At 73.4% G+C, this 13,601-nt stretch carries 10 protein-coding genes; 6 read left to right on the forward strand and 4 right to left on the reverse strand.

Features of this window, described 5'->3' with window-relative positions:
- The first annotated feature begins 191 nt into the window (after window positions 1-191).
- From QFW77_RS06080 to QFW77_RS06105, 6 genes are all read left to right on the forward strand, one after another.
- Complete coding sequence (locus QFW77_RS06080; RefSeq protein WP_280573490.1) at window positions 192-605, forward strand: antitoxin Xre/MbcA/ParS toxin-binding domain-containing protein; 414 nt, start codon at window positions 192-194, stop codon at window positions 603-605.
- Window positions 605-1,306 (forward strand): RES family NAD+ phosphorylase, encoded by a 702-nt coding sequence (locus QFW77_RS06085; RefSeq protein ID WP_280573491.1) that lies wholly within the window; start codon window positions 605-607, stop codon window positions 1,304-1,306. The genes QFW77_RS06080 and QFW77_RS06085 overlap by 1 nt, the downstream gene beginning before the upstream one ends.
- A gap of 282 nt (window positions 1,307-1,588) precedes the next feature.
- Window positions 1,589-1,948, forward strand: coding sequence for a four-helix bundle copper-binding protein (locus QFW77_RS06090; RefSeq protein WP_280573492.1), 360 nt, complete (start codon window positions 1,589-1,591; stop codon window positions 1,946-1,948).
- Between the two features lie 92 nt (window positions 1,949-2,040).
- Window positions 2,041-4,704: an excinuclease ABC subunit UvrA gene (locus QFW77_RS06095; protein ID WP_280573493.1), complete on the forward strand. Its 2,664-nt coding sequence runs from the start codon at window positions 2,041-2,043 to the stop codon at window positions 4,702-4,704.
- Window positions 4,705-4,863: 159 nt separating this feature from the next.
- Window positions 4,864-5,808 carry an NAD(P)/FAD-dependent oxidoreductase gene (locus QFW77_RS06100; protein ID WP_280573494.1) on the forward strand — a complete coding sequence of 315 codons (945 nt, stop codon included), beginning with the start codon at window positions 4,864-4,866 and terminating at the stop codon, window positions 5,806-5,808.
- Window positions 5,809-5,932: 124 nt separating this feature from the next.
- On the forward strand, window positions 5,933-6,388 hold the full coding sequence (locus QFW77_RS06105) for a metallophosphoesterase family protein (RefSeq protein ID WP_280573495.1): 456 nt from the start codon (window positions 5,933-5,935) through the stop codon (window positions 6,386-6,388).
- Window positions 6,389-6,530: 142 nt separating this feature from the next.
- On the opposite strand, the gene QFW77_RS06110 is transcribed toward QFW77_RS06105, so the two are convergent.
- Genes QFW77_RS06110 through QFW77_RS06125 form a run of 4 tightly spaced genes read right to left on the reverse strand, consistent with a single transcriptional unit; the run spans window position 6,531 to window position 13,288 of the window.
- Window positions 6,531-6,887, reverse strand: a complete 357-nt coding sequence (locus QFW77_RS06110; RefSeq protein WP_280573682.1) for a DUF2149 domain-containing protein — start codon at window positions 6,885-6,887, stop codon at window positions 6,531-6,533.
- Entirely contained in the window at window positions 6,887-7,378 is a 492-nt protein-coding gene (locus QFW77_RS06115) for a MotA/TolQ/ExbB proton channel family protein (RefSeq protein WP_280573496.1), read from the reverse strand. The genes QFW77_RS06110 and QFW77_RS06115 overlap by 1 nt, the downstream gene beginning before the upstream one ends.
- Window positions 7,375-11,310 carry a cobaltochelatase subunit CobN gene (cobN, locus tag QFW77_RS06120; protein ID WP_280573498.1) on the reverse strand — a complete coding sequence of 1,312 codons (3,936 nt, stop codon included), beginning with the start codon at window positions 11,308-11,310 and terminating at the stop codon, window positions 7,375-7,377. Before cobN ends, QFW77_RS06115 begins: the two co-directional genes overlap by 4 nt.
- Before the next feature lies 1 nt (window position 11,311).
- Window positions 11,312-13,288: a TonB-dependent receptor domain-containing protein gene (locus QFW77_RS06125; protein ID WP_280573499.1), complete on the reverse strand. Its 1,977-nt coding sequence runs from the start codon at window positions 13,286-13,288 to the stop codon at window positions 11,312-11,314.
- Between the last annotated feature and the right edge of the window lie 313 nt (window positions 13,289-13,601).

A 13,601-nucleotide genomic window follows, 5' to 3' on the forward strand; every position in this document is an offset into this window, starting at 1 on the left:
CTTCGCGGAGGGATGGCGACGGAATCGACCGACCGGCGCGCGCTCGTGGGCTTCGGGAGCAGCGTCGTCCCGACCGGGGCATGCTCCCCGGCGGCCAGCCATCGGTGGCCGGCTCGCCGCCGCAGGCTCGGGGCGGGGTGGTTTTTGGGGTTGTATCCCCTTATATTGGGGTCGCATACCCAGGAGGCCTCATGGCCATCACCGCACATGTCCTGCCGGAGGTCCCGGACCTGGCCCGCGAAGAGGCCCGCCGCGACCTGGCCCGGATCCTCGCCGCGCTGTTCGAGAAGTGGGCGCTGCCGACCGAACAGCAGCTCGCCCTGCTCGGCATGAGCCCGGAGAGCCGCAAGGTCCTGGCCCAGTACCGCCGCGGCGAGCGCGCGCTGCCCAACAGCCGCGACACCCTCGACCGCGCCGGCTACCTGCTCGGCATCCACAAGGGGCTGCGCATGCTGTTCCCGGAGGATCCCGAATTGCGCTTCGGCTGGGTGCGGCGGCGCAACCGCCTGCTCGACGGGCGCACCCCGCTCGAGGTCATGCTCGAGGACGGCCTGGTCGGGCTGGCGCGGATCGCGCGCTTCGTCGACTTCCAGCGGGGCCAGTAGTGTCGCTGTACGACCGGCTCACCGACTTCGACGGCCGGCTGCTGCGCAACATCACCTCGCTGCGGGTCTCCGAGGACCTGTTCGACGACCTGGTGGCCGACGGCGCCGGGCGCGCCGCGGCGCTGGCCGCGGACCTGCGGATGCGGCCGGCGCGCACCGGCGTGGTCGAACGCGGGCTGCACTATTCGCAGGCGATCGGCTATCCGTTCACCAGCGACCAGACCGTCGCCAGCCGCTACGGCGACGGCAGCCTCCGGGTCTGGTACGGCGCGCTGGAGGAGGCCACCGGACTGGCCGAGACCTGCTGGCACCAGTTGCGCCAGCTCTCGGCGATCGAGGGCGTGAGCCGGCCGGTGACGCGCCACCGCGCCGTCTACGAGGTCCACGCGCGCGGCCTGTTCCTGGAATTGCGCGGCAAGGAACGGGATCACCCCGAGCTGCTGGACGAGGACTACGGCGCCACCCAGGCGATCGGCAAGCACGCCAGCGCCCAGGGGCTGCCGGGGCTGCTGTATCCGTCCGCGCGCTGGCCGGACGGCAGCTGCCTGGCGGCGTTCCGCGCCGAGCCGCTGAGCCGCCCGCGGCTGCGCTACTACCTGACCTACCGCATCGACGCGGTGGCGCAGACGGTGACCGTGGAACGCCGCCCGGGCGTGGTCGAAACGCAGTTGCACCTGAGCGAACTGCAGCGCCACCGCTGACCCGCGCGCACGGCCAGCCGGCACAACGGGCCCGCACTCGAACGGGCCCGCACTCGTAGGAGCGCGCCATGCGCGCGAAAGCCCGCACCGCACGCCGGCCGGCTTTCGCCGCCAATCCTGCCGAAGCAGCCCGCGCCCCGCGCCGGCGGCTGCCCCGGCACCCGCCACTTCACCGTCCGTGGAGGACGTTGCTGGCACGGTTGGCCTCAGGGGGGCGGCCGCCATCGCGACCGCTGGCGACGCGGGTACGCCGTGGATCACCCGCCACCACCGGAGATGCCGATGAGCCACCACACGGCCGAACACCGCAGCGACGAGATGAACCAGTGCATCGACAACTGCAGCACCTGCCATGCGGTGTGCCTGGAAACGATCCACTACTGTCTTGAAAAAGGCGGCAAGCACGCCGAAGCCGAGCACATCAACCTGATGTCCGTGTGCGCCGACATCTGCGCCACCAGCGCCGATGCGATGCTGCGCGGCGCCTCCGTGCACACCGCCACCTGCGGCGCCTGCGCCGAGGTCTGCCGGCAGTGCGCCGAAGCCTGCGCCGCGATGGGCGACGACGCGGACATGCAGCGCTGCGCCGAAGCGTGCCGGCGCTGCGCCGACAGCTGCGGCAGGATGGCCAGGGCCGGGTAGCCGCCCTTCCCGCATCAGCGACGGCCGCGGCGCGCGCAGCGGCGGCGCGGCCGTCGCGCGACCGTGACCGGGCAGCCGGCAGCATCGCGGCCATGCCCCGCCGCCCGCGCCAACCTCACGCCACACCCGGCCGCTCCGCCGGCACCCGCCCCGGTGCCGGCGGGCTGGTCCGGGTCCGCGGCGCCCGCGAGCACAACCTCAGCAACATCGACGTCGACATCCCGCGCGACGCGCTGGTGGTGTTCTCCGGCGTCTCCGGCTCGGGCAAGTCCTCGCTGGCGTTCGGCACCCTGTACGCCGAGGCGCAGCGCCGCTACCTGGAATCGGTGGCGCCGTACGCGCGGCGGCTGATCGACCAGGTCGGCGTGCCCGACGTAGACGCCATCGACGGCCTGCCCCCGGCGGTGGCGCTGCAGCAGCAGCGCGGCAGTCCCGGCGTGCGCTCGTCGGTCGGCAGCGTGACCACGCTGTCGAGCCTGCTGCGGATGCTGTACTCGCGCGCCGGCAGCTACCCGCCGCGGCAGCCGATGCTGTTCGCCGAGGACTTCTCCCCCAACACCGCGCAGGGCGCCTGCCCGGAATGCCACGGCCTGGGGCACGTGTACGCGGTCACCGAGCAGTCGATGGTGCCGGACCCGTCGCTGAGCATCCGCGACCGCGCCATCGCCGCCTGGCCGCCGGCCTGGCACGGCCAGAACCTGCGCGACATCCTGGTCACGCTCGGCTACGACGTCGACCGGCCCTGGCGCGCGCTGCCGAAGAAGGAGCGCGACTGGATCCTGTTCACCGACGAGCAGCCGGTTGTGCCGGTGTACGCCGGGTTCACCCCGAAGGAGACCCGCACGGCGCTGCGGCGCAAGGAGGAGCCCAGCTACATGGGCACCTTCTCCAGCGCGCGGCGCTACGTGTTGCATACCTTCGCGACCACCCAGAGCGCGCAGATGAAGCAGCGCGCGGCGCGCTACATGGTGGGCCGGGTGTGCCCGGCCTGCGACGGGCGCCGGCTCAAGCGCGAGGCGCTGTCGGTGCGCTTCGCCGGGATGGACATCGGCACGCTGGCGGGGCTGCCGCTGGACCGCATCGCCGAGACCCTGCGCCCGGCCGCGGAGGGGCGGTTCGCCGTTGTCAGCGGCGCCGGCGCGACCATGGGGCGCGCGGCAGGGCGGCGGGCCAGCGCGCGGCGGGTGGCGGCCGGCGGCGCCGCCCACGCCGGTGCCTCCGACGTGCGGCGCACGCCCGAGCTGTCGGAAGAGAAGCGGATCGCCGCGCAGCGGATCGCCCACGACCTGGTCGAGCGCATCGGCACCCTGCAGGCGCTGGGGCTGGGCTACCTGTCGCTGGACCGGGCCGCGCCGACGTTGTCGCCGGGCGAGCTGCAGCGGCTGCGCCTGGCGACCCAGATCCGCTCCAACCTGTTCGGCGTGGTGTACGTGCTGGACGAGCCCACCGCCGGCCTGCACCCGGCCGACGGCGAGGCGCTGCAGCGTGCCCTGGCCGAGCTCAGGCGCGCCGGCAACAGCGTGTTCGTGGTCGAGCACGACCTGGAGATGATGCGCCGCGCCGACTGGCTGGTGGACATCGGGCCCGGCGCCGGCCAGCACGGCGGACGGGTGCTCTACAGCGGCCCGCCTGCGGGGCTGGCACAGGTGTCCGGATCGCGCACCGCCCCCTACCTGTTCGCGCGGCGCGGCACGCCGCGGCGCCCACCGCGCGAGCCGCGGCAGTGGCTGCAGCTGCGCGGCGTGCACCGCAACAACCTGCATGGCCTGGACGCCCGGATTCCGCTCGGCGCGTTCACCGCGGTCACCGGCGTGTCCGGCTCGGGCAAGTCCAGCCTGGTCAGCCAGGCGCTGGTGGAGCTGGTCTGCCGCCACCTCGGGCACGATCCGGTGGCGGAACAGACCGAGTCCGGCGCGCCACGCGCCGACGCGGTGGCGCCCACCGCCGGCAGGATCGCCGCCGGCGCCGATGCGGTGCGGCGCCTGGTCGACGTCGACCAGAAGCCGATCGGCCGCACCCCGCGCTCCAACCTCGCCACCTACACCGGGCTGTTCGACCACGTGCGCCGGCTGTTCGCAGGCACCCGCCAGGCCCGGGCGCGCCGCTACGACGCCGGGCGGTTCTCGTTCAACGTCGCCAAGGGGCGCTGCGACACCTGCGAGGGCGAGGGCTTCGTCAGCGTCGAGCTGCTGTTCATGCCGAGCGTGTACGCACCCTGCCCGGCCTGCCACGGCGCGCGCTACAACGCGAAGACCCTCGAGGTGCGGTGGCAGGAGCGCAACATCGCCGAGGTGCTGGCGATGACGGTGGAGGAGGCGCTGGCGTTCTTCGAGGCCGAGCCTGCGGTACGGCGCCCGCTGGCGCTGCTCGAGGCGATCGGCCTAGGCTACCTGCGCCTGGGCCAGCCCGCCACCGAGCTGTCCGGCGGCGAGGCGCAGCGGATCAAGCTGGCCACCGAGCTGCAGCGCAGCCAGCGCGGCGACACCCTGTACGTCCTGGACGAGCCCACCACCGGTCTGCACCCGCTCGACGTCGACCGGCTGATGGCGCAGCTGCACGGCCTGGTGGACGCGGGCAATACCGTGGTGGTGGTCGAACACGAGATGCGGGTGGTGGCCGACGCGGACTGGGTGATCGACATCGGCCCGGGCGCCGGCGAGGACGGCGGCCGCGTCGTCGCCGAAGGGCCGCCGCGTGCGGTGGCCGCCGCAGGCGGCAGCCGCACCGCACCCTACCTGAGGCAGGCGCTCGGATAGCGGCCGCCAGGACCACGGGCCGGTGCGTCCCCCTGCAGCGCACTCCGGCCCGAGGTGCCGAGCCTCCGGCCGCGGGATGGCGCCAGGTCCGGCCTCACGCCGCCGGCACCCGCCGAAGCCTTCAATGGCGTCCCCAGGGCCGACGAACCGGAACGCTGCATGTCCCAATCCCCTGCTGCGCCCGCCATGCTCGATGCGATCGTGGTGGGCGCCGGCCCCGCCGGCCTGACCGCCGCCACCTACCTGCGCCGCTTCCACCGCGACTGCCTGGTGCTCGACGCAGGCGACAGCCGCGCGCGCTGGATTCCCGAGAGCAACAACTGCCCCGGCTTTCCGCACGGGGTCTCCGGCGACGAACTGTTGCGGCTCATGCGCGAACAGGCGCGGAAGTTCGGTGCGCGCTTCGAGCACGCCGAGATCGACGCGATTCGCCGCCAGAACGACGGCTTCGTGCTCTCCGCCGGGCCGCGGCAGTGGCGCGCGCACTGCGTGATCCTGGCGACCGGGGTGGCCGACACCCTGCCCGAAGCGTCCTGGACCGGCGACGCGGTGGCCTGCGGGGCGCTGCGCCTGTGCGCGGTCTGCGATGCCTGGGAGGCCACCGACAGCCGTATCGGCGTATACGGGCCGTTGGCCGACATTGCCGCGCACGGTCTGTTCCTGCGCAGCTACTCCGAGCACGTGACCCTGCTGCCCACCGACCCGGGCAGCAGTCCCGGCGATGGGGCTGTCGAGGCCCTGCGGCAGGCGCGGGAGGCCGGGGTCGCGTTGCTGCCCGCCGGTGGTCGCCTCGAATTCGATGGCGAGCGCTGCAGCTACCGCGGCCCCGACGGCACGGTGGCGACGTTCGACAGCGTCTACCCCTACCTCGGCGCACGCACGAGTGCCGGCATCGCCGCGGCGGCCGGGGCCGAGCTGACCGGGGACGGCACCCTGGTGGTGGATGCGGGACAGACGACTTCGGTGCCCGGGCTGTACGCGATCGGCGACGTGGTCAGCGGGCTCAACCAGGTGTCGGTGGCGGTGGGACAGGCGGCGGTCGCCGCGACGCGGGTGCACGCGCGCCTGCCGCACGTGCCGCGCGTCGGCGGGGACGCGCGATGACGGCGGCGCGCGCGCGGTCCATTCGCTTTCGGACCCGGCACGGCCGTGCCACGGTTGCCGGCAGCCTTCCGCAGCCGGGCATCCGGCCGCGGGTGCGCGATCCCGCCCCGGCGGAGGCCCTCGGATGCGCATCGGCCTGATCTCCGACACCCATGGCCTGCTCCGGCCCGAGGCGCTCGCCTTCCTGCAGGGCTGCGACCACATCGTGCACGCGGGCGACATCGGTACGCCCGACATCCTCGCAGCGTTGGCGGCACTCGCCCCGCTCAGCGCCATCCGCGGCAATGTCGACACCGGCGACTGGGCCGCGGCGGTCCCGGACACGCTCGAGCTGGCGCTCGGCGGTCTCCGCCTGCTGGTGCTCCACGACCGCAAGCAGCTGCAGCGGGATCCGGGCGCCGAGGGCTTCGACGTGGTGGTGTCCGGACATTCGCACCGGCCGCGGATCGAGGCGCGCGGCGACGTGCTGTACGTCAATCCCGGCAGCGCCGGCCGGCGCCGTTTCAGCCTGCCAGTCACCGCCGCCGAGCTGGTGGTCGCCCACGGCAAGCTCACCCCGCGCATCGTCGAGCTAATGTAGGCGCGTGCCATGCACGCGAAGACCGGCGCGGCCGGCCGACGCCCGGCATCACCGCGCACCCGGCCGGCGCCTCCCGCGGCTTTCGCGGCCACGGGGCATTCTTGCAGGGGCAGGCGATCGGTGGCGGCGACCACGCGGGCGCCTATCGCGGCGCTCCGCCGGCCGGCCCTGCGCCGTCGTCGGGACCGGCGGGCGCCTCCGGCACGTACACCATGCGCCCGTCGGCCAGGCGGTAGGCGACCCCGGCCTTGACGCCCTCGCCCTCGCCGATCTCGCCGCTGGACTGATACTCGCGCAGCTCCTCGCCGTCCTTGACCAGCATCCGCATGTCGGCCTGGCCCGGATTCTCGATCACGACCACCGACCTGTCGGAGAACGGGTTCAGCGGATTGCTGACGATGACGATCATCAGCACCGCGATCACCAGCAGGAACAGGTCGACCAGGTTGACCACCGACAGGATCGGGTCGTCGTGCTCGTCGGTCTCGAGGAAGCGCATCACGCCGCCGCTCCGCCCTGCGCCGCCTGCGTGCGCTCGATCGCCACCAGTTCCTGCAGCAGCCAGCGCCGGCGCACGGTCAGGACCAGGAACGCGATCGAGGCGCTGACCAGGGCCAGGATCACCGAGGAGAACGCGACCACCAGGTGCTCGCCGACGCCGGCGGCGTCGTTGCGGGTCAGCGCCAGCAGCGCCGGCCCCATCGGGATCATGGTGGCGACCAGGCCGAGCATCGGCGCGCTGCGCGCGGTGATGCGCAGCCATTCGAGCTGGCGCATGACCCACAGTTCCAGTTCGGCGGAGCTGGCGCCGGTGGCGGCGTGATGCGCGGCCAGCGGCGAGCGGTAGCCGCGGCCGCGGCGCTGCCAGCCCTCGACGGCGAACGCGCCCAGGGCGATGAAACTGTAGGCCAGCGCCAGCACCACCAGCACCAGCACCGGGACCAGGAAGACGTGCGCGAGCTGGTACAGGGCGGATTCGAAACCGTTCATCGATGACTCCGGAGAGGACGTGGGGGACGGGCCTGGCGCCAGCCGCCGAGGCCGGCGCAGGCGAGCAGCAGCAGGCCGCCGAGCCAGGCCTGCCAGGGCGGCTCGGCCGGCGCCGCGTGCGCGACCTCCTGCATGACCCGGCCACGCACGGTCGCCGGTTCTGCGGATTCCGCGGCCGCAGGTTCGGATTCGGACTCGGACGCGGGCGGCGCAGCGTCGACCTGCGCGGGCGCTGGCGGGGACGCAGCGGCCGCTCGCGGCGCCGCCGCGTCCAGCCCGAAGCCGCCCGCGATCCGCTCGATGAACTCGCGGGTGACGCGCGCGCCGGCATCGCCGCCGTGTTCGGCGGTCAGCGCCTGCCAGCGCTGCGCCAGCTCGCGCCGGGTCTGCGCGTCCGCCTGCCAGTAACCCTTGCGCACCGCCTCCATCATCCGTTCGATCAGCTGCGCCTGCGCGGTCGGGTTGTGCCGCTCGAACCATTCATCGATGCCGAGTTCGCGCTTGTCGAGCACGTAGGTCTCGTGCATCGCCTGCCACTGGTCGGCGCGCACGGTGCCGGGCGCGGTGGCCTGCCAGCCGAACAGGTTGTTGGCGACGTCGAGCACCTGCAGCGTGCCGGCGTAGCCTTCCTGCTGCATGGCGCCGATCCACTGCGGGTTGAGGTAGCGGCTGCGCAGCTCGGTGGAGAGGAACTCGGCGGCGGTGGTGGTACGCGCCGCGGCCGCACGCAGGTCGCTGACGTACAGCGCCGGCGTGCTGCCGTCGACGTGGCGCATCGCCATCGACAGCCCGCCCATGTACTCGAACACGTGGTCGGTGTTGAGCGCGCCGTACACGTTCGACGAGCGCGGCAGCACCACGCCGTCGGTACCGGCCAGATGCGCGGCCAGCAGGTTGCCGTCCTCGCCGCCGGAAGTGCCCCAGTCGCCGCCGCCGTAGCCGTACTGCAGCCGGGCCAGGAACTGCTCGGCCAGCGGCGTCTCGCTGTCCCAGCCGGTCGAGTCCATCACCTTGTCGGCCAGGTCGGTGCCGTAGTCGCCCGGGGCGTTGCCGAACATGCGCAGGCGGGAGAGCGCTGCGGCACGTTCGGCGTCGAGGCCGCGTTCCACCAGCGCCGCCGCGATCCTGCGGCTGTTGGCGGCGATCGCGTTGCCGGGCTCGTCCAGCCGGGCCAGCTGCTGCAGGGCGGCGTCGAGCTTGCGCATGAAGCCGTCGAACTGGTCGCGATAGCTGCCGGTCACCTGCACCACCACGTCGATGCGCGGGCGTCCCAGCTCGGCCTGCGGCACGATCTCGATCCGCTCGACGTCGCCGCCCGCGCTCCACACCGGCCGCAGGCCGGCCGCGTGCAGCACCTGCGCCTCGACCACGCCGAGGTGGCGCACGGTCTCGACCGACCACATCACGAAGGTCAGCTTGTCCGGCGCGGCGCCGCCGTGCGCCTGGCGATGGGCGGCGAGCAGCTGCCCGAAGGCCTCCCCGCCCGCCTCCCAAGCCGCGCGGGTCGGGATCCTGTCGGGGTCGAACGCATACAGGTTGCGGCCGCTCGGCACCTCGGGACTGCGCACCGGATCGCCGCCTTCGCCGGGCCGCACGAAACCGCCGCGCAGGCCCGCCAGCAGCGCCTCGATCTCGCCGGTCTCGGCCAGGCGGCGGTCGCTGGCGATCGCGCACTCGATCTGTTCGCGCAGCGCCGGGTCGGCGATGGCCTGCGGCGACTCGCCGCCGCGCAGGTAACGCTGCAGGAATCGGTACGGCTTGCTCGCCTGCAGCTTGCCGAAGTCGTCGGCGAACACTTCCTGCGGGTCGAGGCCGAGCGCGGCGTAGTAGTCGTCGCCCAGCTGCTGCATCACCGTCGACAGCCGGTGCTCCGGTGCGGCCGGCGTGCCGAACACGTGCAGGCCGAGCGGGATGGCGCTGCGCGCGAGCTGGTGCAGATGGTCGTGCAGGGCGCCGAAGAAGCCCTCGAAATCGGCCTCGATCGCGGCTTCCGACCAGCCGATGTCGGCATGCAGGTCCTGCGCGACCACCGCCTCGCGCAGGCGGCGCATGGCGGTTTCGCGCACCGGCCCCGGGTCGGTCATCTGGTACTCGTGGACCAGGTGATGCAGGTCGCGCAGCTCGTCGTAGAGGCCGGCCGGCGCGAACGCCGGGGTCTGGTGGCTGACCAGCACCGCACGGCCGCGGCGCTTGGCCTGCACCGCCTCGCCGATGTTGTCCTGGATGTAGGGATAGAACACCGGCAGGTCGCCGATCGCGATGTTCGGCCAGTCGAACGCCCACAGGCCGCGGTCCTTGCCCGGCAGCCATTCCTGGGTGCCGTGGGTGCCGAAGTGGATCAGCGCGTGCGGGTCGTGCTGCAGGCGCAGCCACAGGTAGGCGGCCAGGTACGCGTGCGCCGGCGGCACCGCGCCGTCGTGGGTGGCCACGCCGTACTCGCCGGCCCGCGGCGGCTGCGGCAGCACCGCCAGTCCGCCGAGCCGCCAGCGCGGGATCGCGAACGCGCGCACGCCGTCGACCGTGATCACCGCACGGCTGTCGGCCGGATCGCCCCAGCTTTCCAGCAATGCCTCGCGCTGCCGGGCCGGCAGGGTCCGCAGCCAGCGTTCGTACTCGGCCAGCGGCAGGGTGGCGGCGAGACCGCGTTCGACCAGGCCGGGCAGGGTCTCGGGCCGGTACCAGCCGGCCAGCATCGCCTGTCCGGCCTCGATCACCTGCGCCTCGCCGGTCGCGGCGACCGGATAGCCGGCCCCGGCCAGCGCGGCGGTCACGTCGGCCACGCTGCGCGGCAGGTTGAGCTGCGAGGCGGACAGGTTGCGCTCGCCGTGCGGGTAGTTCCAGAACATCAGCGCCAGGCGCTTGTCGGCGGCGGCCGTCGCGCGCAGCCGCGCCAGCGACGCCAGCTTGTCGGCCAGCAGCTCGACCTGTTCGGGAATCGGTACCGGCTCGCCGTCCTCGACCGCGGCCAGCACCACCGGATCGCTCATGCCCCAGCTCTCCGGCACCGCCAGCAGGGTCGCCATCGCCGCGGCGCTCATGCCGCTGGTTTCGCTGCGCCACGCCTCCACGGTGCTGCCGCGCGCGGTCGACGCGACCAGCGCCGGCACGTCGAGCGCGATGAAGTCGCGCAGACGCTGCTCGCCGTCGCCCAAGTGGGTCAGGTTGACCAGGGCGACGATGCCGGCGTCGCGCAATCCGTCCCTCAGTCCGTCGGGGTCGTCGCGCTCGAACCAGAGCGCGACCGGCACCAGGCCGCGTCGTTCGCTCGCGGCGATCAGCGCATCGACGTCCTTGAGCTGCATCGACGACAGCGCATGGCTGGAGATCACCAGCGCGACGCGGGCGCCGTCGGCGTGGCCGCGCCGGCGCTGCCAGTCGAGATAGGCCTCGAGCGTGGCGAACGGCTCGGCCGCCTCGGGATGGTAGTAGCCGGTCGCCGGCATCGGCACCGGCGGCGGCACCGCGGCGGTCGCCTCGCCGCGATGCCAGCGGCCGAGCCAGTCGAGCATGCGGCGGAAGTTGGTCTCGCCGCCCTGCCGGTAGTACTCGGCCACGCGCCGCGCCCGTGCGGGTTCCAGTGCGTCGAAGGCGAGCGGGCCGCCGCCGATCGCGATCCAGGGCACGCCGCGCTCGGCCAGCGCCGGCGCGAGCAGCGCGCGCACGCGTTCGGCATGGCTGGCCACCGGCGTATCGACGATCACCAGGCCGCTCGCCGCCAGCCAGTCGCGCGGCTCGCCGGGCGGCGGCCGGTCGATCGACAGATAGACGACCCGCACGCCGTGCGCGCGGCCCCAGCGATCGATCTTCAGCGCCTTGCCCGGCAGGGTGAAGTCGGTGGTCACCACCGTGACCTGCAGCGGTTCGGCGGCCTGCGCCGAACCCGTGCAGGCCAGTACGACCGCGAACAGCAGCCGGCGGAATGCCCCGGCCACGTCAGAAGCTCAGGTCCAGGCCGACGTGGTAGCTGCGGCCGAGCTGCGGGTACGGGTATTGCAGGTCGACGCTGTCCTGGCGGGCGTCGCCGATGTTCTCGACCCCGCCGCGCAGGGTCAGCGCATCGCCGATCCGGTAGCTCAGCTCGAGCGCGTACAGCGTATCGGCGGGAACCGCGATCGCCGGCCCGCGGCTGGGATACTCGAGCTGGCTGCCGACGTACTCGGCGCGCAGGCGGCCGGTGAACGCGTCGACCGGCGTCCACGCCAGCGTGGCGGCGCCGCCGTGGTGGGAGCGCATCTCCAGCTTGCGGTCTGCGGTCTGGTCGCGGGCGTCGAGGTAGGTGTAGTTGGCCTCGAGCGCCAGCGTGTCGGCCAGGTCGACCGCGCCGGCCAGCTCGATGCCGGACAGGCGTGCGCGGTCGACGTTGCGGTAGGTGCGGATCTCCATCACCCCCGGCTGGCCGCAGCGTTCCACGCAGACGATCTCGATCAGGTCGCGCAGGCGGTTCTCGAACGCGGTCGCCTGCGCGTGCCAGCCGTCGCCGCGGACCTGCGCGGCCAGCTCGTAGGTGGTACTCACTTCCGGCCGCAGGTCCGGATTGCCGAACAGCTCGAGCAGGCCGGCGATGCTGGCGTAGTACTCCGGCGAGAGCTGCTTCAGCGTCGGCGCCTTGAAGCCGCGGCCGGCGCCGCCCTTGAACAACCAGCCGCCGCGTTCGTGCACCAGGTAGGCGCGCGGGCTGTGCTGGCCGCCGAAGCGCCGGTGGCGGTCGTAGCGGTCGCCGAGCACCAGGTCCCAGCCGTCGGCCAACGTGATCTCGTCCTGCACGAAGACGGCGCGGTGGGTCGCCTCGTCCTCGCCCGCGTCGTTGACCAGGGCGTCTTCGAGCGATTCGCGCCGCCATTCGCCGCCGACGGTGACCCGGTGGCGTTCGCCGAACGTGCGCGCCAGGTGCCCGTCCGCGATCTCGTCGCGCAGGTGCTGCGGCCCGGTGGGCGTGCCGGGCGCGCGTTCGTTGACCTTGTCGAGGCTGGCGCGACTGAGCCGCAGGCCGCTCTCGCCCCAGCCCCAGCGGCCGCGGTGCGACAGCGCCCATTGCTCGCGGTCGACTTCGTCGCGGGACTGGTAGATGTACGGGTTGCTGCCGCTCTGCAGGCCGTGCCGCACCCGTTCCTCGCGGCCGCCCAGCCAGCGCAGGTCGATGCGGTGGAACTCGCCCGGGGTCCAGCTCAGGGTGGCGCTGCCGCTGCCGGCGTCGCGCGCTTCGCGGCGGCTGGCGCCGGGCAACAGCGGGTCCGGCGTCTCGTCGGTCCGGCTGCGATCGGCGAACACGCTCAGGCCGAGGGTGTCGGCCACCAGCGGGCCGCCGGCATACACGGCCATCTGCCGGCGCGCGCCGCCGGCGGCATCGGGCTCGCCGGCGTTGGCGCGCAGGCTGCCGCGCCAGGCATCGGTGGCGCTGCGGCTGATCACGTTGATCACGCCGCCCAGCGCCTCCGAGCCGTACAGCGACGACATCGGCCCGCGCACGATCTCGACCCGCTCGATCGCCTCGGCCGGCATCCAGCCCAGGTCGTAGTCGCTGTGCGCGATCGCGCCGATCGAACTGTTGACCCGCATGCCGTCGAGCAGGGTCATGGTGTAGCTGGGATCCATGCCGCGCACGCTGACCCCGCGACGGTCCAGGCCGATGCCGGTCAGGCCGATCCCCGGCTCGCCGCGCAGGGCGTCGGCGAGATCGTAGACCGGACGGGCGGCCAGCTCCTCGCGGGTGACCACCGACATCGACGCCGGCGCAGTGTCCAGGGTGCGCTCGCTGGCGGTGGCGGTGACCACCACCGCGTCGAGGTCGGTGGCGCCCGGGGTGGCCGTCTGGGCGGAGGCCTGCCCCGCCACGGCGGCGGCCAGGACGAGGATGGAGGGGTGGTAGCGGGAGCTGATGCTGGAGCGCGCTGCGAGGTGGACGTGGGGCATCGAGGGGCCGGACAAGTAAGGTGATGTTATAATATATCGTTAAACCGGCTAGAAGGGCATCCAGGCGGAGAGCGAACCTCAGCCCCCCGCAAAGACACCCCCGATCAGGGCATGGCGCTCGAATCGACGACCACACGCTCGGCGTTGGACTCGCGCCGTCCAGCGCTTCCGCGGCCGCGTTCGGCGGACTCCTCCCACTCGAACGGCGCCCGGGCCCTGGGCCGACTGGCGATCTCCAGGCCCCGGTCGCGAGGCGTTGGCGGCGGGACCGCCACCCTCGCAGCCGCGGCGAGCGATGGCGACCGCATGTCCG

This window comes from Luteimonas endophytica, assembly GCF_029887875.1.
In the GTDB taxonomy this organism is placed as follows: domain Bacteria; phylum Pseudomonadota; class Gammaproteobacteria; order Xanthomonadales; family Xanthomonadaceae; genus Luteimonas; species Luteimonas endophytica.

Coding starts and splice junctions, on each gene's coding strand:
- QFW77_RS06080 (WP_280573490.1), top strand. CDS start 192: ATGGCCATCACCGCACATGTCCTGCCGGAGGTCCCGGACCTGGCCCGC.
- QFW77_RS06090 (WP_280573492.1), top strand. CDS start 1,589: ATGAGCCACCACACGGCCGAACACCGCAGCGACGAGATGAACCAGTGC.
- QFW77_RS06095 (WP_280573493.1), top strand. CDS start 2,041: ATGCCCCGCCGCCCGCGCCAACCTCACGCCACACCCGGCCGCTCCGCC.
- QFW77_RS06100 (WP_280573494.1), top strand. CDS start 4,864: ATGTCCCAATCCCCTGCTGCGCCCGCCATGCTCGATGCGATCGTGGTG.
- QFW77_RS06105 (WP_280573495.1), top strand. CDS start 5,933: ATGCGCATCGGCCTGATCTCCGACACCCATGGCCTGCTCCGGCCCGAG.
- QFW77_RS06110 (WP_280573682.1), bottom strand. CDS start 6,887: ATGCGCTTCCTCGAGACCGACGAGCACGACGACCCGATCCTGTCGGTG.
- QFW77_RS06115 (WP_280573496.1), bottom strand. CDS start 7,378: ATGAACGGTTTCGAATCCGCCCTGTACCAGCTCGCGCACGTCTTCCTG.
- QFW77_RS06125 (WP_280573499.1), bottom strand. CDS start 13,288: ATGCCCCACGTCCACCTCGCAGCGCGCTCCAGCATCAGCTCCCGCTAC.